Annotated in this window: 20 protein-coding genes and 2 riboswitches; of the genes, 6 read left to right on the forward strand and 14 right to left on the reverse strand. The window is 37.9% G+C overall.

Annotated features, from left to right (window positions below; all coding sequences use genetic code 11):
- Positions 1-3: 3 nt before the first annotated feature.
- Positions 4-504 (reverse strand): GNAT family N-acetyltransferase, encoded by a 501-nt coding sequence (locus tag NST66_RS11635; RefSeq protein WP_033579099.1) that lies wholly within the window; start codon positions 502-504, stop codon positions 4-6.
- Between the two features lie 417 nt (positions 505-921).
- Between NST66_RS11635 and NST66_RS11640 the strand changes: the two genes are divergently transcribed.
- The 3 genes from NST66_RS11640 (at position 922) to NST66_RS11650 (ending at position 4,197) form a co-directional block, all read left to right on the forward strand.
- A complete protein-coding gene (locus NST66_RS11640) occupies positions 922-1,416 on the forward strand; it encodes a hypothetical protein (RefSeq protein WP_033579100.1) in 495 nt (164 codons plus the stop codon).
- A gap of 402 nt (positions 1,417-1,818) precedes the next feature.
- Entirely contained in the window at positions 1,819-2,757 is a 939-nt protein-coding gene (locus NST66_RS11645; protein WP_230624648.1) for a PD-(D/E)XK nuclease family protein, read from the forward strand.
- Between the two features lie 156 nt (positions 2,758-2,913).
- Positions 2,914-4,197, forward strand: a complete 1,284-nt coding sequence (locus tag NST66_RS11650; protein ID WP_154991275.1) for an Nramp family divalent metal transporter — start codon at positions 2,914-2,916, stop codon at positions 4,195-4,197.
- 94 nt (positions 4,198-4,291) lie between these two features.
- Here NST66_RS11650 and NST66_RS11655 read toward each other — a convergent pair whose 3' ends face one another.
- From NST66_RS11655 to NST66_RS11665, 3 genes are all read right to left on the reverse strand, one after another.
- Positions 4,292-4,801 carry a hypothetical protein gene (locus NST66_RS11655; protein ID WP_340843376.1) on the reverse strand — a complete coding sequence of 170 codons (510 nt, stop codon included), beginning with the start codon at positions 4,799-4,801 and terminating at the stop codon, positions 4,292-4,294.
- Between the two features lie 184 nt (positions 4,802-4,985).
- Positions 4,986-5,609, reverse strand: coding sequence for a hypothetical protein (locus NST66_RS11660; RefSeq protein WP_340843377.1), 624 nt, complete (start codon positions 5,607-5,609; stop codon positions 4,986-4,988).
- Between the two features lie 204 nt (positions 5,610-5,813).
- Positions 5,814-6,602, reverse strand: a complete 789-nt coding sequence (locus NST66_RS11665) for an HAD family hydrolase (RefSeq protein ID WP_154991272.1) — start codon at positions 6,600-6,602, stop codon at positions 5,814-5,816.
- 198 nt (positions 6,603-6,800) lie between these two features.
- Here NST66_RS11665 and NST66_RS11670 point away from each other — a divergent pair, with 198 nt between their 5' ends.
- Entirely contained in the window at positions 6,801-7,253 is a 453-nt protein-coding gene (locus NST66_RS11670; protein ID WP_033579104.1) for a MarR family winged helix-turn-helix transcriptional regulator, read from the forward strand.
- Positions 7,254-7,289: 36 nt separating this feature from the next.
- Here NST66_RS11670 and NST66_RS11675 read toward each other — a convergent pair whose 3' ends face one another.
- From NST66_RS11675 to thiT, 9 genes are all read right to left on the reverse strand, one after another.
- Positions 7,290-7,724, reverse strand: coding sequence for a hypothetical protein (locus NST66_RS11675; protein WP_013083346.1), 435 nt, complete (start codon positions 7,722-7,724; stop codon positions 7,290-7,292).
- A 141-nt stretch (positions 7,725-7,865) separates the two neighbouring features.
- Positions 7,866-8,948, reverse strand: a complete 1,083-nt coding sequence (locus NST66_RS11680; RefSeq protein ID WP_154991271.1) for a tyrosine-type recombinase/integrase — start codon at positions 8,946-8,948, stop codon at positions 7,866-7,868.
- A 380-nt stretch (positions 8,949-9,328) separates the two neighbouring features.
- Complete coding sequence (locus NST66_RS11685; protein ID WP_033579106.1) at positions 9,329-10,525, reverse strand: TcaA NTF2-like domain-containing protein; 1,197 nt, start codon at positions 10,523-10,525, stop codon at positions 9,329-9,331.
- Positions 10,526-10,572: 47 nt separating this feature from the next.
- Positions 10,573-11,502, reverse strand: coding sequence for a TcaA NTF2-like domain-containing protein (locus NST66_RS11690; RefSeq protein WP_260506331.1), 930 nt, complete (start codon positions 11,500-11,502; stop codon positions 10,573-10,575).
- Between the two features lie 142 nt (positions 11,503-11,644).
- On the reverse strand, positions 11,645-12,994 hold the full coding sequence (gene eat, locus NST66_RS11695; protein ID WP_034266474.1) for an ethanolamine permease: 1,350 nt from the start codon (positions 12,992-12,994) through the stop codon (positions 11,645-11,647).
- 21 nt (positions 12,995-13,015) lie between these two features.
- Positions 13,016-13,729, reverse strand: coding sequence for an ethanolamine ammonia-lyase subunit EutC (eutC, locus tag NST66_RS11700; RefSeq protein ID WP_340843378.1), 714 nt, complete (start codon positions 13,727-13,729; stop codon positions 13,016-13,018).
- Between the two features lie 14 nt (positions 13,730-13,743).
- Positions 13,744-15,114 (reverse strand): ethanolamine ammonia-lyase subunit EutB, encoded by a 1,371-nt coding sequence (locus NST66_RS11705; protein ID WP_340843379.1) that lies wholly within the window; start codon positions 15,112-15,114, stop codon positions 13,744-13,746.
- 26 nt (positions 15,115-15,140) lie between these two features.
- Entirely contained in the window at positions 15,141-16,559 is a 1,419-nt protein-coding gene (locus tag NST66_RS11710) for an ethanolamine ammonia-lyase reactivating factor EutA (RefSeq protein ID WP_340843380.1), read from the reverse strand.
- A 156-nt stretch (positions 16,560-16,715) separates the two neighbouring features.
- A complete protein-coding gene (thiT, locus tag NST66_RS11715; protein ID WP_099331372.1) occupies positions 16,716-17,324 on the reverse strand; it encodes an energy-coupled thiamine transporter ThiT in 609 nt (202 codons plus the stop codon).
- A gap of 32 nt (positions 17,325-17,356) precedes the next feature.
- Positions 17,357-17,457, reverse strand: a riboswitch (TPP riboswitch).
- Between the two features lie 174 nt (positions 17,458-17,631).
- Positions 17,632-17,816, forward strand: a riboswitch (Lysine riboswitch).
- 102 nt (positions 17,817-17,918) lie between these two features.
- Between thiT and NST66_RS11720 the strand changes: the two genes are divergently transcribed.
- The gene (locus NST66_RS11720) at positions 17,919-19,358 is read left to right on the forward strand and encodes an amino acid permease (protein WP_047750873.1); all 1,440 of its coding nucleotides are present in this window, start codon (positions 17,919-17,921) and stop codon (positions 19,356-19,358) included.
- Positions 19,359-19,471: 113 nt separating this feature from the next.
- A protein-coding gene (locus NST66_RS11725) for an IS3 family transposase (RefSeq protein WP_310878861.1) occupies positions 19,472-20,622 on the forward strand; the annotation gives its coding sequence in 2 pieces (ribosomal slippage) (positions 19,472-19,742 and positions 19,742-20,622; 1,152 coding nt in all).
- A 62-nt stretch (positions 20,623-20,684) separates the two neighbouring features.
- Here NST66_RS11725 and NST66_RS11730 read toward each other — a convergent pair.
- Positions 20,685-21,053, reverse strand: coding sequence for a hypothetical protein (locus NST66_RS11730; protein WP_033579111.1), 369 nt, complete (start codon positions 21,051-21,053; stop codon positions 20,685-20,687).
- Between the last annotated feature and the right edge of the window lie 63 nt (positions 21,054-21,116).

Here is a 21,116-nt window from a genome sequence, read left to right on the forward strand (position 1 = left end):
TTTTTAATTCAGCAATTTAGACATATAGTACTCATCAATAAACAAACCGCCAATTCGCAGGGAATGTTTTTTCGTTCCTTCAATTTCGAATCCTACTTTATGATATAAAGAAAGAGCCTTTTCATGCTGTACAGCGACTGTGAGCTCAAGACGGTGAATATGGTGTTCTCTTGCCCATTCCTCAAGCGCAGCGAATAAAGCCGTACCAATCCCTTGATTTTGAAACGTTTTTCGAATACCTAATGTCAGAGCAGCGATGTGAGCGTTTCGGTTAGCTTCACCCCCTGTTGCAGCTATATATCCCACAAGCATCTCGCTTTCTTCTGCTACAATAATCGTAGAGTTTGGCTGCTGCTTAAAGATTTCGATGTTTTTCTCCTGCTGATCCGTACTCAGCTTTCGCTCTCCGCTTTCGAACAGCATAAACTTACTTTCTTCTTCAATCTGTTTAAGCAAATCTACAAAGTTTGCAGCATCATGTAATTCTAGTTCTCTAATTTCCATGCTGATCCCCCTTTTTTTTGTGTCCCTTTTCTTTGTATATGTATTGGTTCACCTTTATAAAATATAACTTTACAGTTTCTTACGAAAAATACGACTTTTTAAGAAGTGGAAGTAGAACAAAAAACCTACTAATCTCCCTTTTTTTGAAATGCTTTTTTCCTCTGTATAATTTTAAATCACTTATCAACTTCTGTAAATTTTTTAGATTCCCTCTTTTAATTTCCATTTATCTTCCTTTTCTGCGGGGTTGATTTTGATCTAAGGGGATCTTTTATAGAAAACACATGACTATTATCCTGTTTTTTGTGAAGAAAGAAAGCAATAAATGTAATTTCACTTGTAATCGTTTAGAATAGAAAAAGTGGAAATTTTATGTACCTATCCTCCTTAATTATTGGTCTGTGAAAGGAAATTATTATGAAAGTACAACCCGCAAAATGTGGTGTATATGTCTTAAGCGGTCTAGGAGCTGTTACGGTGTTCTTCTTACTTTTACTTAAGAACAGTGCTTTCTTTCTAGAGGAAGAATACGACCAAAACAAACCTGAAGCTGCGCTTGCGGTGAGCGAACATACCTATCACCTTCACAAAGGTTCTATTAACTGGTCAAACGGCCGTTCAACAACAAAAAAAGAAATAAATGTATATGATTTATATACATACATATCGCAGCAAAAAAGTATCCCTTTAAAGCAGCAACAATTGGTTAAGCTCCATTTTTCCAACCTAGACGGCGCTTATATTCGCGGCGTGAGCGTGCATATATGGAAAAATAACGGTGAAAAAACCAAGCTGTTTGTCAAAAATAATGAATTTAAGATTCCTGAAAATCAAGGTTTTTACGTTGTAGATATCGTGATTAACTCTACAAGAGGAACAATGCAATATGCGGCAAATGTGCAAATACAGTAAGTTTGGCTGCAGTAAATAAAAGGGGCAGAAATTATAGAAGGGATCAAAAAGTTACCACAAAAAAAGAGAGCAATATGCTCTCTTTTTTATAAAATGAAAAAGACGTCCACGCAGGACGTCTTTGATGCGTTTGTGGCGGGGACCGTGTGACCACATTCACACGTTTAGCTCGAAAGCATGTCCTTCGACTTACACAAATTAGCTCATCGCTTTATTAATATAACATCTGCCATAGAAAAAAGCAACCAATTTTTAAATAGTTTTTTCTATTTATACATATTTCGCAAGAATCCACAAAATAATATGCATGCGTAGCTATTCACTCTCTACATTTTTAGTCTATTTTAACTCATATACGAATACACTAATAGACCAACCTATGCGCAGTTTTTGAAAAAGGATGTGAATAGCTTGTTTCAAATCACTGATTTCCCTGAATTTTCATGGTCCTATTCCAGGCATAAAATGATCACACAGTGCAAACGAAAGTATGCATATCATTATTATGTCTCACACAACGGATGGCTTGACAGCGCTTCTGCACAGTCTCAAAGCGCTTATCGTTTAAAAAAGGTTTCTACTTTATCTATGTACGCAGGACAAGCCGTCCGTCAGGTGATTACAGAAGCCATTTCTGACTATACATCTACACAGATTGTCCCGGGTGAACAAAATTTAGTGAAGAAAGTACAGCAGCTACTAAATAACGCACTGCGTGATTCTACTGACTATGGAGAGCTTTGGTATCATAAGCCCGCTCAGTATAAGATGCTTTTAGAATTCTACGAAAACGGCTATATTTCTAAAAAAGATCTTAAAGACATGCAAAAGCGGGTACACATTTGTGTACATAACTTTTTACAAAGTAAATCGTTTTGCGACGTGGTGTCTTCACCTTCTTTAGAAGTAGATTCTCCTCAGTCGTTTCGTTCTATAAATGTGTATGACCATAAAGTATATGCGCCTTTTCATTCCCTTTTTAAAAATCCAGTCACAGACGAATTTACGATTGTTGATTGGAAAACAAGTAAACAAACAAAAGATGATTTGTTTCAACTGGCAATTTACGCTCTCTACGTGCTAGCTGAATATAATATTTCCGTTGATCAGATAAAAGTCCGAAACGAATACTTGCTTTCAGGCAGTGCGCGTACGTATCAGCTTACTCTTCACGAAATTGAAGCTGTTCTTCGGCAAGTCGATACAAGCATTGACTATATGAAAACTTTTTTGGAACACTCAGAGGTAAATCAACCTCTTCCGCTTGAGCATTTCCCTCAAGCAGATACGCCTTCCTCCTGTCACGGGTGTGCATTTAAAGAATTGTGCCAAACGGGATAAAAAACAGCTGAAGATGATTTATATTTTTTGCTAAACTTTTTTATTGTCAAAAGAACCTTTACTAGCATATAATTTGCATTAAGGAAACATTTTATACTTCATATAAAAAAATTAGCTTGGGCTATTTATTGTTCATCAAAGAAAGGAGCACTAGACATGAAAGATCAAAACGGCAGTAAAGCATTATCAGCTATGCAGCTAAGTGCTCAAGACGTATTGTCGGGTAAAACAAAAGGAATTAAGCGATTATTACCTTTCTTAGGGCCTGCCTTTATCGCAGCGGTTGCTTATATTGACCCAGGTAATTTTGCTACTAACATCGCAGCAGGCTCTCAATACGGATACATGTTGCTTTGGGTTGTATTAATTTCTAACTTAATGGCTGTCTTAATTCAATCGTTATCAGCTAAATTAGGTATTGCAACAGGCTTGAATTTACCTGAGATAGCACAGGAACACTTCCCGTCCTTCGTTTCTTTTGGGCTTTGGATCCAAGGGGAATTAGTCATTATGGCGACGGATTTAGCAGAATTTATTGGGGCTGCTCTTGGAATTTATTTATTATTTCATATTCCTTTGTTCCCAGCTGCACTCATCGCAGCGGTAGGTTCTTTTGCTATTTTAGAGTTACAAAGACGAGGTGTTCGACTGCTAGAAGCAGCGATTGCGGCAATGGTTTTTATTGTGGTATTAGCTTTTGGGACTCAAATGTTTCTTGCGCATCCAGACGGCGCAAGTGTTGTCCACGGCTTATTTGTCCCTCAGTTTCACGGGACAGACAGCGTGCTGTTAGCTTCTGGGATTTTAGGTGCTACAGTTATGCCGCACGCGATTTATTTGCACTCAGCTCTTACGCAGCGCCGCGTGGTAGGAACTACTGAAGCGGAGAAAAAAGCGATTTTCCGCTTTGAATTTATCGATATTGTGATTGCCATGATTATCGCTGGTGCAATTAATGCAAGCATGCTGATTGTCGCAGCCGCTCTATTCTTTAAAAACGGACTAAACGTGCAAGATTTGGACGTGGCTTTTACACAATTTGAACATTTAATTGGTCCTTTTGCAGCTATTGCGTTCGGTGTTGGATTATTATCTTCAGGACTTTCAAGTTCTTCGGTCGGAACAATGTCTGGAGATGTCATCATGCAAGGATTTATTAAACGCAGAATTCCTTTATATCTTCGTCGTTTCATTACAATTATTCCGCCGCTTTTGATTATCGGACTTGGCGTAAATCCAACAAGTGCACTAGTTGTCAGTCAAGTTATTTTATCGTTCGGAATTGCATTTGCGCTTGTACCTCTTATCATGTTTACAAGTAATAAAAAAATCATGGGCGGGTTGGTTAATCATAAAGCAACAACTACTGTAGCTTGGGTGATAGCTGCATTAGTCATTTGTTTAAATATCTTTTTGATTTATCAAACGTTAGCGCAGTAAAGCAAATAACTTAGCCAAATGGTGTTTTTAAAAAAAGAGACCTCAATTGTTAGGCGGTACCTAACCCTTTGAGGTCTCTTTTTTAGCATTTTTATTAGCCGATAGTAGAAATGAAATGGACAAGAGTTCCAATAATAGCCGACACCACTAAGCAAACCAGTGGATATAAATAAGTGTAGCTTTCTTTACGGATTGAAAGAATACGGTCAACAATAAAAATAAGAATGACGCCCATCATTCCAAATTCAAACATTAAAAATCCAAAAATACCATGAAATAAGAATGACATGATAAAATCAATTTTTTTACTGCGTTCTTTAACAAAAGCGCTGACTAATAAATCAACAATAACTGTGCCTAACGTCCCCATTATTAAAAAAAAGGGCGTAAAGAACAAAAGGTATAAAGGAAATAATTCGCTGAAATGCGAACTGTTTTTCTTTATAGTAAAATTGGGAATTGACTCTTTTATCCCTGTTATAAAACAAAAAAGCAAAGCGAAAAGAAAGGCAGCTATGATAGCCGCTGATAGTTTTCTATTTAAATGCATGTTTATTTTTTTATTACTGAATTCAGTATTTGTTTTTGTATGTTTATGATTCATATGTCTTTAACGTGATGTACGCACCTTTTCCTTTCTCGTAACTTTTTATCCACATTTTATGTCCAACTTTTGTTACCAGCACTTACAATGATACACGTTCTTTTTAAAATTGACTACATCAACACGTTTAATGTCTACTCTCTTTTTCTATAAAACAAAAGACAGGCGTTTTTTCTATATGTAATTAATACTCTTGTTTAGCTTCTTCAAACTTGAATACATCTGCTCGTTCTGATTGTTGTGTAATCAACAGGTTATACGTATGGTTGGACTTTTTTGGAATTTTAAATGCAACATCGAGGTTAAGTGGTTCGTCGTCAGATAATGACGGTGATGAAAAAGCTGTCCACAAGGTGTGCGAGGTTTCTGTCGATAAATTCCCTCCATCAGACGGTTCGTAGATTTGATAAGTTGTTGTGTCTTGTAATGTAAACGTTGTGTCGTTTAATACTACAGTCGAATGTTCATTAGGTGTTCGCTGAAACTGAACGGATACGACAACGTACTGAGTGTTTACTTGTTTAGCTCCTTTAACAGGAAAAAATTGTGCATCCGTTGTGGAAACATAATATTGACCGTGTTTTGATCGTTCTCCAAACGCTAATCGATCATCGGTTTCATCTTCTGTCGCTACCCGGCTTACAGGCGCCATCGTTTCATCTGTTGCTGAAATGGTGTCTGCTCCAGGGGCATGTTTAGGTTGAGGATTTTTGTAAGTGACGTGCGTATCGCCTTGTTTGTCTTCACAAGCGGCGAGACTTGTGAACAAAACAGCCGCTACAAGGCTTCTGGTAACTATTTTATTCATGTTATTCCTCCAATGACTAGTCTATATACTATGCTACATGGTATTTATCTGGGAATCAAGGATAAGATTGGTTTACTATGCAGGAAGAAGAAAAAGTGACTGAAGTCAGTGAGATTTGGAACGGATATAGGACTTTCAGAGACTTTTGTACTTGTTTTTACAACAAAAAAAGAGACGATTTACGCCTCTTTTTGTTTGTTCGTATTACGAATTTAGTTCATCTAAAATTGAATGCAGTTCACTTAAATGGGTAATTTCATAAGTAGGAATGACTTCATTTCGCTCTTTATCGTGACGATTAATCCATACAGATTTCATTCCAACGCGAGAAGAACCCAGTATATCTGTCATTAAATTATCTCCAACCATGATCGCTTCATCTTTCTTTAAATCCATAAGTGATAAAGCATGGTCGAAAATAGATGGATCAGGCTTACCCCGGCCAAATGCCCCTGAAATCACAATCTCATCAAAATATGGAACTAGTTCTGATGTAATATCTAATTTGGTATTTTGTAAGTCAGGTGAACCGTTTGTTAACAGCAGCAGCTTGTACTTTCCTTTTAATTGATCAAGCACTTCAAACGTTTCTTCGTATACAAAAGGTGTTTTGCGGCGCTCTAATGGAAAACGTTCAGCTAATTCCGCTCCAAAAGCATCGTCGTGAATTCCTAGAGCACGAAGGCCTCGAGTCCAAGCTTCTTTTCGATAAGTAGGAACAATATCTTTCATTTTTCGGAATTGATCATGATCGTCTAAAAAATTTCCCCATAACCCTTCAAATGGATTAATGCCAATCATTTGCGTAAATTCATAGGTTTCATACGAAGCATATAATTCTCTTGCTTCCTTACGCACCGTTTCTTCTAGTTCTTCAGGTTTTAGATTATATTTTTCACTTGCATATGTACATGTTGCAACGAATGCTTCTTTTACGCTTTTTTGATCCCAAAGTAGCGTGTCATCTAGGTCGAAAAAAACCGCTTTAATCATGGATGTGTGTACCCCCTACTGTTTTTGAAAAAGTTTAACTATTCTTACACTAGATTACAAGGATACACACAATAAGTCTAGTGTATTTGCAATTTATTGTGTAAATTTATTTTTATAAAGGATCACCTTTACAAACAAATTTACAGAAATAAAAACAGCTGATATAATCACAGCAGGTATATATGCAGGAGGTTTTATATGGAATCGTTAGAAGAAATATTCGGCATTCCCACCGTTCGTACAAGTAAGCGCTTAAGCAGAGTCGTTGCCGCACACTTACGTCCTTTTGGGATTACGCCAGAACAGTGGACCGTTTTAAAGCGCGTATCAGAAGCTGAATATAGTACACAGAAGCAATTAGCTGAGCGAGCAGATAAAGATCAAGCGACGCTGACTAAAATTTTAGATTTACTAGAAAAACAAAATTGGATTCAGCGTGTTAGAAACCCAGAAGATCGCCGCTCGTTTTTTATTCAAATAACAGAAGACGGCCTGCGTTTAAAAACAGAAGTGACGCCTGCTGTAGAACAGGTATTTTCCGAATTAACGTCCCAGCTAAACGAGCAGCAGGTAAAGATTTATACCGACACTTTACAAAAACTTGAATTCCGCGCCGAACAATTGCTTCAAGACGCAGAAAACCTGCGTTAAATACCCAAAACCCCACAGGTAACATTCTGCGGGGTTTTATACGTAGTTGGCAATACATAATACTTCTTTAATTTTTGAAATCACTTGTTTGGTTTCATCTGTTAAAGAGGTGAATTTAAACGCGATGGATTCTGCATTTGGATTAATGAAGGGTTCTTTATTTGTGTCTTTGCGGTAGTCTTCAATTTGTTCTAAACAATATTTTAAAATAAACGACAAGTTTGCACGTCGAAATCTCAAACTGACGGTAGAAGGCCATCTTTTTTGAAACTGATTGCTCCCTTCATATTGAATCGCTCCGATGTAGCGTTCTCCGGATAAAAAAGATTCTTTACTTCGATATAGCTGAACGGTTTGGGCTGTTCCGCTCCAGTCAATATAAATACCTGCTGTTTCACAAACTTCGTATATGTAATGAAAAAGCTCCGTTACTTCTCCGAAATGGTAGTGAAGCGGATGTTTAGCCGTCATAGGTAGCTCCCTCCTTTATCGACTTTCTACCAGTATATTGTAGGAAAAGTAACTTATTCATTTATACAACTTATTTCATACGCATAAGCAGTAAAAATGAAAATATATATTTTTTAGTTTACATAAAAATATTATAAGTGATTAGCGATAGCCCGACTTTCGAAACGCGTCGTATACCATATCCTCTTGAAGTTTTTCAAGATAAACGTTCGTTGTAGCAATAGAAGAATGCCCTACTACTTGTTTCACAACCGCAAGCGGAACGTCATTAGCTAAACTATTTGTAATAAAGGTATGACGAAACCAATGAGGAGAAATAGACGCGTTTCCTTTCACTTTATAAACAGCTGATTTAATCGTTCGATACAACGTTGTATAGGATAATCGCTTTTTTTCGCCGGTACGATAATACTCTTTAATGGAGTAAAAAAGCGGTTCAGTGTCAAAAGGACTTAGTTCGGTGCTTTCATTTAACGCTTGCCGATAAGTGAAAAGCGTTTCTTTCACATCATCAAACACGGGAATAGTGCGTTCTTTTTTTCCTTTACCAATCACATCTACAACCAAATTTCCGCGGCGGTCTTCGCGGAAGCTTCCCCAATTTAAACTTAGCAGTTCACTTGAACGCATTCCACTCATATACAAAAGCATTCCCATTAAGCGATTGCGCGCTTTGAATTCCTTTTCATGCTGGCGAATGCGCACGACGGATTCTAACGCATTTACAATCACCTGGGCTTCGCGATCGGTTAGCTCTCGGTATTCGGTACGATTTTGTTTTTCCTTATCACTGTAATGTCCTTTTGCGATAGATGGTTTTTCAATCCACGTCGTATACAGCGAAGGATAAAAATGAGTAGCGTGTCCAAACTCTAGCATTCTTCTAAAAAATTCTAGTTTTCTTGCAGCAGTGCGATTGGCATATTGATTTATCATTTCTTCATTAAATAATTTGACTTCCATAAATCCAATCGATTTTAATGTAATCTCTCGTTCATAGAAAAAAGACAGAATCGTTTTCATGTCTTGATTGTAAGATCTGATCGTATGAGGAGAAAGTGATTTTTTGATAATACGCATTGAAAAAAAGAGCTGAATAAATTCTTCATCTGAAACGTGCTTTAAATTCAAGTTGTTATCTTCATCTAAGAGCTCTGCCTCTTCCCACTGCTCTTTTAGCTGGCGAAACGAATTTTTCGCAGGCGATAATTCAAATTCTTCCATTTTAACCCTCCTAATTACCACAAATAAATGAATACCTTTTAAATGATCCAAAATTGTATATAATGAATTTTTATCAAACTGCAACAAATACCATTAAAATTTTTCAAAAACCTCTCAAAACTCAATTTAGAAAGCCGTTTTTTTAAGATTTTAATAAAAACATCCATTATATGTAAAATAAATTCTATTTTCTGCTTATTACTCTACTTTATCATGTGAACGCTTGATAAGGAAGAGTTATCTTGCGTTAGTTTAGTAAAGTATTTTTCAAAATGCTCTTTCTAAAGATTTGCTTTTTATGGTGGAACGTTAAAATCTATCATGATAGGAATTACACAAATTGTGTATACATAAAAACATCACGCAGAACGTGATGTTTTTTAAAGTGATTCAATTTTTGTCAGATACAACTGTTTGTTGCTGTAAGAAACGGTATACGTTCGGTAATACTCTTTTTCTTGACTTTGACCGTTCGTTGTAATGGAAATAACTTCTTTTGTTTGGATTGTATAGACCGTTTCATCATCATCTTCTTTTTCACTCACAGGTTCAACGTCTAATACCGAATAATCAACGAGTTCTTCTCGAATGTCTCTTTCATACAGCATTTTCACAAGCTGCTTTTGATCATTCCACAAAACACTGTCACGCTGGATATAAGGCTGTACGTGTTCGAATTTATTTGTGTTAATGGACTTTGTTAAATCTCGCAAATAATGTTCAATAAAAATATCTGCTGTTTCTTGATCAACTTTTGGGATATTTTTTAAATTAAACTCTTTTTCTTCCTTCTCTTCTTTTTCTTTTTCATCTTCTTTAAAGTCGTCGATTCGCTGAGAGCTGTTTTTGCTGATGGCATACTTTGTATGGTTCTCTTTGAAAACCATGATTTCTTCCTTTTCCCCTTTTTCATTTGTGCGGGTTGTTTCGCCTTGGTATGAAATATCACTAGAAGGATTAATTGACTTCACGTATTCCATATATTCATCGGCCGTAATGTTGAGGTATTTTTGATGATAGGTAACTTCATCCCATTCATTTAACTTCCATTGCTTATTAACGTATTTAAAATTCATGTAAATGGTCAGTCCGCCGCTTCCTTCTTTACTAATTGGTTCAATGGCTGACACCGAAAATTGCCCGGCGTGATTGTTAATAAGTTCAAAGCGAATAAGATGATTAACATCAGGGAAAAAGCTCATATTACATTCTTTACAGTAATAGTTAGTGGAGATACTTTTTAACTTTGTTGCAATTAAAGATGATGTTGCATATGGCGTTAGCGCTTTTTTTAACGTTTCATAATCAGCAGGGTTAGATTCATTATCCCATTCATACTCTTCACCTAATTCTTTATAGGTGCTTGAAATTTTATTCATCGTCTCAACTGCAGTTTTTTCTGCTTTTTTTTCTGATACAAGATCAGGCTTGATAGATGACTTAGCTTGATCTTTTGGGATCACTTCATCTGAGGAAGGTTCAGTTGGTTTGGATAACTTAACTGTTTCTTTTTCTTCACAGGCCGTCAAAACCATTAGCAGCAGTAGAACGAATGCAATCGTCCATTTTTTATGCATAAGGTGTCCTCCTCAATGCCGAATTTAGTCTATTCTTAAAAGGATCTTTAATTTTCGAACGTATCAAGTACGTAATCACCGCTTGGAATTCCCCATTTTGCCTTTTTATGTTGATCTGTTTTAGCGAGTAACGAAATGGAGTTTTCTTTAAGCGTAATGACAATGGTTCCTTTATTTCCTTGTCCATCATTTTCATATTCAATGACGGCTTGGTTATTTTCAAAGCGAATATTTTTTTGTTCAACGGTTGACACGCGGATTTTGCTAGGTGGCTGGTACGAATTTATTTTAATCGTCGCTTCCGAGTTGGATATAGCAAGAAATTGAATGATAGGAGATCCGTTATCATTGCCAGTGGTCCATTTTCCATCGTAGTCGTGTAAATCTGTTGTTTGTGTAGTGGGAGTTTCAGTGTGTGTATTTGGTTTAGATGAAAAGTCGAATGGTTCTACACTCGATAGCTTTAACGTATCGTTTTGGTAAACAGCTGTATAAAGGCGGTCGCAAACTTTGCTGTAAGGATCTTTGCCGGGCTGTTTTAATAAGCTTTCCTCGTGGGTTTGTATTTTGAACACATGGTTAGGTTCTTCATACCAATTGACAATATGAAACGTTTGCTTCTTCTGCTCGATGCCTTGTCGTGTGAAATTTTCAACAAGAAGGTTCTGCTCTTTATAAAAAGAACTGTCCGCTTTCAAAAAAGCTTTTAGATCATTAAAAGAGTTGTCATCAACTGCTTTTCCAAACGCTGAAAAGTAATCAGTCATCCAGGCTGTGATAAATTTTCCGCTCATTGCTTCTTTATTCAAATCAATTGATTGAATGCTTTCTACCTGTGTTTTTGGTTCATTTAGTACTTTTTTTGCATCTTTTTCTACTATCATTGTATTTCCGTCTTTTATTGTCTCTTCTTGCTGACAGGCTGATAACAGAATAGATGAAACAACCGTGATAATGATTGTATTACGTTTGTTCATCATAATTGCCCCTTCTTTATCTAATATAAATGTATGTATATTCTTCCAACAAACAGACCTAGTATATCATTCTACAAAAAAACGCTCAACCCTTTAATTTCACAAGAAAAACGGCTTGCTCTTACAGCAGCCGTTTTTCTTCTTATTTAATAGATGCTTCTTGATATGAATTGGATGCCTCTTTTTTAAGCTGTCTTGAACCATAAAAAACATAGTAAATAATTGAAAGAAGGAAAATGCCAAGAATCACATACATTAAAGGTAGAGAAACACCAAACAGCATTAAACTTGTTGTAAGCACACTGTATTTTATAATGCTGTATAAGCACAGAATCCCTAATACTAAAGCAACGCTTGGCACTACCGGGTAATTTACTTTAAAAGGACGAGACAAGTTAGGTTCTTTTTTGCGTAAAATAAAAAGAGAAACTAAACTGATGCAGTACATCATCATTGCTCCGAATACAGATAAGATAATAAGGGCATTGGCAAACGTGGCAGATCCAGCACAAATCACACCGATTGCTCCCGGAATCAACAAACCGCCGACAGGAACTCCTTTTTTATTCGTTTTAGCAAGAAATTTAGGGAAGTAACCATCTCGTGCAAGCGCATAGGTTTGTCTTGAAAATCCCATGATGATTCCATTTAAACTAGCAATCAATCCGAATAGCCCGATAATAGCAACAACGGTTGAAATGCCGTTTCCGTATACAGAAGACAGTGCCTGCGGAAGTGGATAATCGGCTAGCTTCCCGCTTCCTCCGCCAAGTCCTGCTGTTACAAATAGCGTAAACAACGTTGCGGTTGCAAGAGTAATAATCGCTCCAATAAATCCTTTAGGAATGTTTTTCTTAGGGTTTTCCACTTCTTCCGCTGCCATTGCTCCGCCTTCTATTGCAAGATAGAACCAAACAGCGAATGGAATAGCCGCTAGTACCCCTGTTGGCCCGTTAATAAATGAATGATCGTTAAAAATATTTGATGTTTGTACATGAGGCAAACCAGCTACATAAAAAATAGATAAACCAATTAGTGCAACAATGGTAGCTGTAAGCTCAATCACCGCTACTTCTTTTACCCCGATTAAATTTAGTAAAACAAAGAAAATAAAGGCACCTACCGTTGCATATACAGGGTTAACGGCTGGGATAAGAAAGTGCAGGTATGCTCCTGTTGATACCGCAATAGCAGGAGGAGCAAAAATAAATTCAAGCAAGCATGCAATTCCGGCGATATATCCGCCAAAAGGTCCAAGTGCTCTTCTTGCATAAGCTGAAGGTCCACCAGCTTGCGGGATAGATGTTGAAAGCTCTGCATAGCTGAACATAAACGTTGTGTAAAACACCGTTACAATTAAGGTTGCAATTGCAAGTCCGATAATCCCGCCTTGTTCAAACCCGTAGTTCCACCCAAAGTATTGTCCTGAAATAACCATACCAACTGAAATAGCCCATAAATGAATAGGTTTTAATTGTTTTTGTAACGCCATACGTTCTCCTCCTTTTGATGTTTAGACAATAAGATGTACACCGCTTGTTTGCTGCTTAATCATTTTGTCAATCATGGTACCGATATGTGCGGCTGCCTCAATAGGAGGCGTTCCTCTTTTATGAATATTAGAAATAACCATACGATCAGACTCTTTTTTGCCTTTGCTAGGTTCATAGCACATGTAAGCACTCATGGATTCAGCACTGACCAGCCCAGGTCGCTCTCCAATCAATAGCACAAGTGCTTTTGGCTTTATGACTTCACCAATTTCATCCATACATGCAACTCGTCCTCCTTTTACAAAAAACGAAGTCCCGATACGAAGTCCATATGACTCCAGTGAATCAATTAAAGCAGGATACACGTCGCTCATGTTTTCTTCAATTGCCTTAGCGCTCAGTCCATCTGATACCACTACTTGTACATCAGGCTGTGGCACGCAGTTTTTTAAAATCTCTTTCTTAGCGCCATCTGCTAATAACCTCCCTTGATCCGGCCGTTTTAAATAATGTTCTTTTGACTCCGCGCGTGTATTCACAGAAAAAAGGTTAAACTCAGATAGAATATCTTCTGAAACTGAGCCGTATACAGAGTCTACGGCTGCGGCATGATCTGTGCGAAAAGATAAAACGTCTTTTGTTAGCGGCCTTGTTCCCGTACGACCAACACCTATGCGGGCAGGGGTAAATTGTTTCAGTGTTTCAAGCGGATCGCGATTTGACTTTGGTATCATAGTAAGCACCTTCCTTAAATCAAATTCATAAAAATAGTTGGGTCTCCAGCTCTTGATGTGAAGCGTCCGTTTTCCATAATACGCTGATCTTCAAGCCATTTTTGAAATAACGGAGTTGGGGTACGGCCGAGTACATTGCGCACGGTTGCGATATCATGATAACTAAGAGACTGATAGTTTAGCATGCAGTCATCAGCCATGGGCACTCCTATTACAAAGTTCACCCCAGCTGTTCCTAGAAGCATACTTAAATTATCCATATCGTTTTGATCAGCATCCATGTGATTGGTGTAACATACGTCTACTCCCATAGGCAAGCCGTGCATTTTGCCCATAAAGTGATCTTCTAGCCCAGCTCGCAGGACTTGTTTGCTGTTATATAAATATTCAGGTCCAATAAATCCAACAACCGTGTTAACTAAGAAAGGCTTGTAGTGGCGAGCTAAGCCGTAGCATCTAGCTTCGAGCGTTACTTGATCAATATTATAGTGGGCTTCTGCTGACAGTTCAGAACCTTGTCCTGTTTCAAAATACCAGCGGTTCGGACCTTTTGCTGTCCCTTTTTCATGAATTAACGCTGTCGCTTCATCGAGCATAGACAGTGAAATCCCAAATGAATCATTACCGGCTTCTGTGCCTGCTAAACTTTGGAAAATCAAGTCAGCAGCTGCTCCTTTTTCGATTGCTCTCATTTGACTCGTCACATGTGATAATACACAGTTTTGAGTAGGAATTGACCATTGGTTGATTATATTTTTTGTTTCATTTAAAAGCGCGTAGATATTATCCGTTGTATCAATAACAGGGTTAATTCCGATAACCGCATCTCCAATTCCATAGCTTAACGCTTCGTAGAGAGATGCTCTCATTCCTTTTAAGTTATCTGAAGGATGATTAGGCTGGGCTCTTGAAGCCAATACGCCTTTTTGACCGATAGTCGTTTGACAAGTAGTTTGCACTTCTATCTTGGCAGCTCCTTGAATTAAATCTAAATTGGACATAATTTTAGTAGCTGCCGCAATCATTTCGCTGTTTAATCCCTTGCTAAGCGCAAGAAGGTCTTCTCCGGTATGCTCATCAGATAAGATGTATTCTCTTAACTCCCCTACTGTCCAATTTTTAATAATGTCGTAAACCGATGAATCAATCTGACTTTCGATTAATGCCGAGACGTTGTCTTCATCTGCGCTTAGCAGCGGGTAATTTCGAATATCAGCAAGTGTGATATCAGCTAGCACTTGTTTGGCTGCCATTCGTTCTTTCATTGACTCAGCGCTAACTCCTGCGAGCTGATCTCCAGAACGTTCTTCGTTTGCTTTGGCCATAATTTCTTTCAAGCTATAAAATGAAAATGTTTCTCCTAACAACCGGGTAGTTTTAAACATCGTTTCCTCCTTGTATGTTCAGTTGATTATGATGAAAAAGCGAGTGTTTTAATCGAAACAGAGATTGCCTCTCCAGCTACGCGTAACCCTAGATCGATATAATCTCCGTGGGTAAAGTCAATTTGATCTAAACAAATAATTTCTAATTCGTTCTCCTGTTTGGCTAGTGCTTGTCCTAAAGCTTTAGCAATATCCTGCTCGCATAAAACAACGAGGCACTTAGCTCCTTTAAAACAAGCACCAAATTCAGCGCTTATTACTTTTGCTAATTCTTGCAGCATTATATAGCTGCAGTAAGGGAAATGAGATAAAGCAATAGCAACGGGAGGATCTTCTGCGCTGAAAACAGTTGAAGCCTGCATACATGCCGTTCGAGCTCTTTCTTGAAACAGCTGCGGATTCCACTCCTCCTCTTGCTGTACGGGTATCTCTATAATCGGAATATTTTTTAGCGGCAGCCGCTTTGATTTAATGTATACGGTTGATCCGCTAACTTCTGTATTTTGCATACCAGCTCCAATGACAGTGGCTCGCGTTGTTTCAGCGGCTTGAGATACCTGTATGGCTTGAAACTGATAAGCTAGCAGCGGACCAATGTCTCCGTGTATGGCCACTTCCTTCACTGTTTTTGGTTTCTCCTTCTCTATCATGGCTCCTACTCCTCCCGAGACCATGATTGTCTCTGGCCGAGTAGAAGATCTTGTATGAGGGGAAACGAGCAGCAAAGAGGTTTGCTTCAGTGCGCTCACATAATCCACGGTTTCTTTAGCTAGCAATTTGCAAATAGACGAGAGTTTTTCAAATGTTGCTTTTTCGCCTTCTTGAAGCATCAGAGAATTATTTTTTAAAAATTCAGTTAAATAAGACGAAACGTAGGTAACAATACCATCTTCGTTTAGTCGAATTAATCTTCCGCCTACATGCAGGGTAAACGTTTCAATCACTTTTCCATTTTGACATAAGGCGATGTTAGCAGTGCCTCCACCTACATCAATATTGGCAATCACTTTATTGGTTTCAGCAGAATGTTCGATTGCTCCCGATCCTTTTGCCGCTAACATTCCTTCTAAGTCAGCACCAGCTGTTGCAACAACAAAATTCCCAGCGTGTTCAGCTAGATAGTGAACGATACTCTCTGCATTTTGCTTCCGAGCCGTTTCTCCTGTGATGATCACAGCACCCGCCTCCACTTGATCTAAGGAGATCCCTGCTTTTTTGTACTCTTTTTCTAGTAATAGCGTTAACCTTCGAACATCGATTTCAACCTCGTTTACCATAGGTGTTGTATAGATGGAACTTGCATACGTTACGCGACGATCAATAATTTGACAGCCTGGCAGCGTAAACTGATTTTGTTGATTTGCTATTAACAGTTTGCTTACAATCAGTTTTGTTGTGCTTGTTCCAATATCTAAACCTATGCTCGTGATCCATTTCTGTAGCATACGATCAATCCTTTATCTCGTTTGAATATGTTGACTATCATAAAACAGTTTTTTGAATATTTCACTAACTATGTTATCAAACCTGACACACTTTTGTGTAAACAAAGGTGACAAATAAGAAAAAAGACTAAATCTTGGCAGATTTAGTCTTTTTTCTTATGATGAGTGTGATTTAGTTACAATCATTCTTGATGCCGATGGAATTAACAATGAAAGGATAATTAGACATGATAGCAACGACCCAATCATCGAAATCCCATTCATCGAGAAAGAATACCATAGAACAGGCATTCCTTTTGGTGCAGCAAATCCCCAAAATATTAAACCGGCAATAAAATGGCAAAAATAACGAGCAAAACTTCCTATAATTAAAGATAAGATAATAAAAAAGAAAGCTTTTGATCTTTGATTATTAGCTAAATATCCTTTAATAGAACTAGAGAAAATCCCGCCAAATCCAATAAAGGTAACAGCGATAATATACTCTATAAAAGCTTGCAACGGGGTTAAAATATACGCATTTCCTAAAGCTAGTTGCAATATTCCCCATAGAAATCCAGATAAAGCTCCTCCTTTAACTCCCCATCGAAAACACATAATAAAGATAGGAACCATAGAGAACGAAATGCTTACACCTATTGCAATTTTTATAGAAGGTAAAAGATCAATCAAAAAAGCCAATGCTGCAAAAATAGCTATTTCAATTTTAGCCTGTAAAGGTAATGCTTTATTCACGTTTCTCACTCCTGTTTTTGAATCATTCATATCAAACGGTTTACACAGGAGTAAGCAAATATATGCTACTATTCCCACATTCCTACGCTAGCGTTAACTAACAGGTTCGAAGGGTCTGAACATTTCGTTCACTCTCAGCACGGCGGCTCCCCCTGTGGTACGTTTGGATATTTATGTAGTATAAAGACAATGTTTATTATACCATACGTAACAAAATAGATTCGAGAGATTTCAAAGATGTTTCTATTTTCTGAATCTATTTTTTATAATGACAATCGTTTTAGTATTTGTTATACTTCTTTTATGTCAATTGAATATAAAAAACCCTCATCCTAATCGATGAGGTAGAGGTCGCAGTTTTTAATAGTAAAGTAACGGAAATGCAGAGAACATTGAGGATGTTGCTTGAAAGGAAAAATTGCCGAAGTTTAAATCACTTCTCGGTTGATTTAAGCTGGGGCTGTCTCCGAACAGGAACAGAACTGTCACATCATGCGAGTGATGTGAAGAGCTATCTTCACGGAAGGTTGACGCGGTTTTCAGATTTAAAAGCGCGCACATATACTGCGGGCTTTTTTTATGTTATCCCGTCTCTTTCCGTACATTCGAAAGGAGTATTTATCTATGCAAGAGCAGCAAGAATTAAAACGTGGGTTGAAATCTCGCCACTTAACGATGATTTCATTAGGAGGAGCCATCGGAACCGGCTTATTCCTAGCAAGTGGTGGAGCAATTCACACAGCAGGACCTGGGGGAGCGCTTTTAGCTTACGCTATTATTGGCGTAATGGTTTACTTTTTGATGACCAGTCTAGCAGAGCTCGCAGCTTATATGCCTGAAGCTGGTTCATTTAGTACGTATGCGTCTCGTTTTGTAGATCCATCCTTTGGTTTCGCTCTCGGCTGGAACTACTGGTATAACTGGGCTATTACGATTGCAGCTGAATTATCCGCTGGAGCCCTTATTATGAAATTTTGGTTCCCGAACTCTTCTTCTATTTTATGGAGTGCCCTGTTTTTATTAATTATGTTTGGGCTTAACTACCTTTCTGTAAAAGGATTTGGTGAATCTGAATTTTGGTTTTCGTTAATTAAAGTAGTAACGGTTATTATCTTTTTAGTTATTGGTATTATGATGATTTTTGGTATCTTTAACAATGAAGCACCAGGTTTTAAAAACTTCACGCTTGGTGATGGACCGATTCACGGTGGATTCTTCACTGTACTAGGTATCTTTATGGCAGCTGGTTTTTCATTCCAAGGAACAGAGTTGCTTGGAGTCGCAGCTGGAGAAAGTGAAGATCCGGAAAAAACGGTTCCTCGCGCAGTTAAACAAGTCTTCTGGCGCATCTTGTTATTTTATATTTTAGCTATTTTTGTTATTGGAATGCTTATTCCATACACAGCGAATTCATTAGCAAGTGATGACGTGCGAGTAAGTCCGTTTACTTTAATATTCGAACGAGCAGGTCTGGCGTTTGCAGCATCAGCGATTAATGCCGTTATTTTAACAGCTGTTTTATCTGCTGGTAACTCAGGCATGTATGCTTCTACGCGTATGCTGTGGAACTTAGCGAAAGATGGAAAAGCACCAAGGTTCTTAGCAAAAGTGAATAAACGAGGCGTTCCAGTTAATGCCTTAATCGCAACGGCACTTGTCGGTACACTTGCATTTGGTGCTTCATTTTTTGGAGACGGTGCGGTATATACGTGGTTACTTAACGCTTCTGGTATGTCTGGTTTTATTGCTTGGTTAGGAATTGCGATCAGCCACTATCGTTTTAGAAGAGCATTTGTTGCTCAAGGTCATGATTTGAGTGAACTTCCATATCATGCAAAACTTTTCCCATTTGGCCCTATCTTTGCCTTTATTTTATGTGCCGTTGTTATTTTAGGCCAAAACTATTCGGCGTTTATGGGTGACTCGATTGACTGGTACGGTGTACTTGTTTCTTATATCGGACTTCCTTTATTCTTAATTGTGTGGTTAGGATACAAATGGACGAAAAAATCGAAGCTTATCCCGTTAAAAGAATGTCAAGTAACAGTGAAAAAATACGAATAAAAAAAGCTCTCTATTCTTTGGGACTGACCCCCTAGAGTGAGACAAATAAAAAACACCTTTAAGTTAAAAAACGGGTATGTAGTACCTAACAATAACTTGGAGGTGTTTTTTCTATGGGGACAAGAGTCAGTTATCCGGTAGAAATAAAATTAAAAGCGATTGAAATGAGATTAGCTGGTATACCTGTAAAAGAAGTATTGTCACAGCTGAATATTCGTAATCATACCCAATTGAAAACGTGGATGACATGGTATAAAAATGGAGAAATGCATCGATTTGGACAGCCTGTAGGCAAGCAGTATTCATATGGAAAAGGTCCTGAATTTAAAAGCGAGACGTCTAAGTTAGAGGCAGAGAACCGGCAGTTAAAGCAACAGATTGAGATCTTAAAAAAGTACAAGGAATTGGAAAGGAAGTGGTACCAGAAATTGTAGTAAACACAGTGGAAGAGCTAAAAGGTCAGGTGCCTATTTATCAAATCTGTTTACATCTTAATATCCCTCGATCCACTTACTATCGTTGGAAGCAACATACAAAACGGGATACATTAAAGAAATGGATGGAACAACAAGTTGGTGAACAATGTCATAAACACAAGTTTCGATATGGCTATCGAAAGATTACAGCATTACTCAATCGAACGATGAAGATTAATCATAAGTTTGTGCAGCGTGCCATGCAGAAGTATGGTTGGCAATGTCGCGTAAAACGGAAGAAACGTCAGCGAACAGGGCAACCTTATCAGGTTGCAGAGAATGTATTAAATCGTGAATTTCGAGCTGATCGTCCTCTTCAAAAACTAGTGACGGATATTACCTACTTGCCTTTTGGACCCAAACAGTTGTATCTTTCAAGTATTCAGGATTTATTTAACGGAGAAATCATTGCGTATTCCATTGGTGATTGTCAAAACGTAGCGTTTGTTTTAGATACGTTAAGTCAACTTCCTTCTTTGCCTGAAGGATGCACGCTGCATAGCGATCAAGGTTCCGTGTACACATCGTATGCTTATCAACAAAAAATCAAAGAAAGAGGCATTACCATGAGTATGTCCCGCAAAGGGACTCCCGCAGATAATGCCTCTATCGAATCGTTTCATTCCTCGCTAAAGTCTGAAACGTTCTACCTTGACGAGTTGACATATACTACGACCACCATCGTAGAGCAAACCGTCAAAAACTATATTACTTATTATAACAATGCCCGTATTCAAACAAAACTAAACAACCAGTCACCGGTACAATATCGGCAACTGGTCGTTTAAAAGGTGTTTTGATCCCTGTCTCAAAAACAGGGGTCAGTCCCCTTTTGAATAGAGAGCTTTTTTTATATGAGCTGATCGGCAAAATGAAGAGATATATAAGCGGGTTGGTTTTTCATAACAAGCATATAACCTTTGAGGGGACGGTTATAGTAATCAGCAGCTTCGATATAATAAATACGCTGAATTAACCTGCTTAAATGAGTTGCAAAAGATGGAAGTTGGTGATTAGGAATGGTTTGGATGTAGTCTATGATTTCTTGTTTAGTTTGAAGGCCTGAACGGGTACATTCTAACAGATGAAAAAGCGGATCTGCTGCTATAGTAGATAGTTCAGAATTGTGTTTGATTCTATTCAGCTGGATATGCAGTTCTTTTTGGGACCATCTTTTCGGCACAGCTCTTAGATGTTGATATTGAAAATGTGTACTCATGATAGCTAACACCTTTCGTATTAAAATAATAAAACAACTTATTATTTTAATAACCTTTACACA

Origin of the sequence: Priestia sp. FSL W8-0524 (assembly GCF_038005965.1) — a bacterium.
Lineage (GTDB): Bacteria > Bacillota > Bacilli > Bacillales > Bacillaceae_H > Priestia > Priestia zanthoxyli.